2 protein-coding genes and 1 pseudogene are annotated in these 2,715 nt (G+C 59.5%); 2 read left to right on the top strand and 1 reads right to left on the bottom strand.

Going from position 1 to position 2,715, the window contains the following annotated elements; translation table 11 throughout:
* The first annotated feature begins 364 nt into the window (after positions 1-364).
* Together PYR71_RS30515 and PYR71_RS30510 are read left to right on the top strand one after the other, a co-directional pair.
* Positions 365-562: a hypothetical protein gene (locus tag PYR71_RS30515; protein WP_037145433.1), complete on the top strand. Its 198-nt coding sequence runs from the start codon at positions 365-367 to the stop codon at positions 560-562.
* Entirely contained in the window at positions 552-2,615 is a 2,064-nt protein-coding gene (locus PYR71_RS30510; protein WP_011427411.1) for a recombinase family protein, read from the top strand. Before PYR71_RS30515 ends, PYR71_RS30510 begins: the two co-directional genes overlap by 11 nt.
* Before the next feature lie 23 nt (positions 2,616-2,638).
* On the opposite strand, the pseudogene PYR71_RS30505 reads toward PYR71_RS30510, so the two are convergent.
* Positions 2,639-2,715, bottom strand: a pseudogene (locus PYR71_RS30505) (integrase core domain-containing protein); the annotation flags it as partial.

Raw genomic sequence — 2,715 nt, 5'->3', positions numbered from 1 at the left:
CATGAGGTCTTTCCTCATTGTACAACACGACGACAGAACACCCACGGGACCGAGGTTCGCGAGCTTCTGTATCCGTGGCATCCCTGGTCCGGACGGCTTGTTCACGTGCATGAGGCGGTGTCTAAAGGGACGCATATTTTCCGCTGCAGCCTTTCTGGTTCTTCTTCTGGTCGACTTCTTGAGGTCCCGTCGTGGATGTTCGACCGATCAGTGAGTGGTTGTTGGCGCAGCCTGGCGGTCCCGCACGTCGATCTCGCAAGCCTGCATTCTTTGGCAAGATTGCTGAAGGACGCTGATGCCTCATCGCAATCTTCGGTAATGGGCGCAGCATTGGTCTCTCACGAAACGAGTCGGAGAGATGTTCATGCCTCGCCAGCCCATGACATGCCAGTTCGATCTGTTCTCGGCCCCGCAGCGGGGGAAGACGGCAGGGACGCCGCAATGGCCGGAGTTGCCGGAGGAGACCCGCCAAGCGTTGACGGTGCTCATCGTGCGGCTGTTCGTCGATCACGCAAAGTGCGGACATGCCTGCCAACAGAAGGAGGCCGGTCATGATGCATGAGAAGATCGCGCCGCATCATCTGGAGCGGAAGGCCATCCTCTATGTTCGGCAGTCCTCGGCTCACCAGGTTCTGCACAATCGAGAGAGCAGCGCCCTCCAGTACGCCATGCGCGACCGTCTGGCAGCGCTTGGATGGTCACATATAGAGACGGTGGATGACGACCTTGGTCGTTCGGCCGCCGGCGGCGTGACCCGCGCTGGATTTGATCGGATGGTGGCGGAAGTCTGCCTTGGCAAGGTAGGCGCCGTGGCCGCGCGTGAGGTATCGCGCTTCGCCCGGAACAGCCGCGATTGGCAGCAACTCATCGAGATGTGCCGCGTTGTCGATACCGTCCTGGTCGACCAGGAAGCAGTTTATGCGCCCCGCCAGGGCAACGACCGCCTGCTCTTGGGTTTGAAGGGCAGCCTCAACGAGTATGAACTCGATCTCTTGCGTCAGCGTTCCCTTTCCGCCCGCTATGAGAAGGCTCGCCGCGGTGAACTCGTCGTCACTGTTCCGGCCGGCTTCGTAAAGGCCGGTGACAGGATCGAGAAGGATCCCAATCGGCGCATCCAGGAAGCCATCGCACTCGTCTTCGACAAGGTCACCGAACTCGGGAGTGCCCGGCAGGCCTTGCTATGGTTCCTTGAGCAGGGATTGGACCTGCCCGTCAGGTGCGCCAACGGTGACGTCATCTGGCGCAGGCCAAATTATGCCACCATCCACCGGATGATTGCGAACCCGATCTACGGCGGCGCTTATGCTTATGGTAAGAGTCGTTCCGTACCAGGATACGATGGCCGATCTGGAATTCGCCGCAAGGCGCGTGATGAATGGCTGGCGCTGATCCCGGATGCGCACGAAGGTTACATCAGTTGGGAACGGGCGGAGGAGATCCGCAAGATGGTCAGCGACAATGTACCGGCCAGTCGCCATCATGGAGCGCCGAAGCATGGCGACGCTCTGCTTGCCGGCCTGTTCCGCTGCAAAAGGTGCGGCCGGAAGCTGACGGTTCGTTACACAGGAGCCAACCATAACATCCCGCGCTATTCCTGTTGGCGAGGGTTGCTCGACAACGGCGAACCACGTTGCATCGCCTTCGGCGGTCTGCGGGTCGATGACGCGATCGAAGAGGCACTTCTCGGCGTGGTCGAGCCAGGAGCCATTGCCGCCGCCGTCGAGGCGGAACGCAATATGGCCAACCAACGCGATCAGGTTCAGGATGCCCTGATGCGCGACCTCGAGGCAGCACGCTATGTAGCCGACCGGGCATTCCGGCAATATGACGCGGCCGATCCAGAGAATAGGCTGGTGACGTCGGAGCTGGAAGCACGCTGGAACAAGGCGCTGACTGGCGTCGGTGAGATCGAGGCCAAGATTGCCAAACATCGGACAGTTACGCCGCATCCGTTCCCCATGTCCGCATCACAGGTAACCGCACTTGCGGGAAACCTTCGCGCCGTCTGGACGGCGCCGACAACCGATGCAAGGCTGAAGAAGCGCATCGTGCGCACGCTCATCAATGAAGTGGTCGCCGATCTCGATGATGGAACCTCTGAGATCGTCCTCGTCATTCATTGGGTTGGAGGCGTCCACACCGAACTGCGCCTGCCGAAGCGACACCGTAGCCAAAGAAATGCGACCCCTGACGACATTGTCGACGCTGTGAAACAGCTCGTCTTGATCGCCAATGATGATGTGATTGCCGGTGTCCTCAATCGCAACGGACTGACGACCGGCAATGGCAATCGCTGGACACGGGAGCGGGTCACCGCGCTGAGGTCATATCGCAAGATTCCGGTCTTCCGTCCGCAGATCGACGGGGTTGAGCCATGGCTTAATCTGGGCGGTGCGGCAAAGTTACTCGGGATATCGCCAAAGACGCTGCGTCTGGCGGCCGAGGCTGGCGATATTAAGGGGGCTCATCCGCTACCCGATGGCCCATGGATCTTCAGCCGTTCCAAACTCGCGACCCCGCAAGCACGTCAGATTCTCGATCGTGTACGGAAGAACCCTCGCCACCCCGCGGGATCGCCTCCAGATCAGGAAAATCTATTTCTTTCAATGACATAGAAAGATGGGTGTTATGAAACAGGATTGTAGTATCTACGCCAATCCTCCATCTTTTCGCGGGCATCCGCAAGGGTCAGGAACCAATGCTGGTTCAGGCATT

It is taken from the genome of Rhizobium mulingense (assembly GCF_029194105.1).
In the GTDB taxonomy this organism is placed as follows: domain Bacteria; phylum Pseudomonadota; class Alphaproteobacteria; order Rhizobiales; family Rhizobiaceae; genus Rhizobium; species Rhizobium mulingense.
Note: the sequence above shows the minus strand (reverse complement) of the source record. Positions and strands in the feature narration are given on the sequence as shown.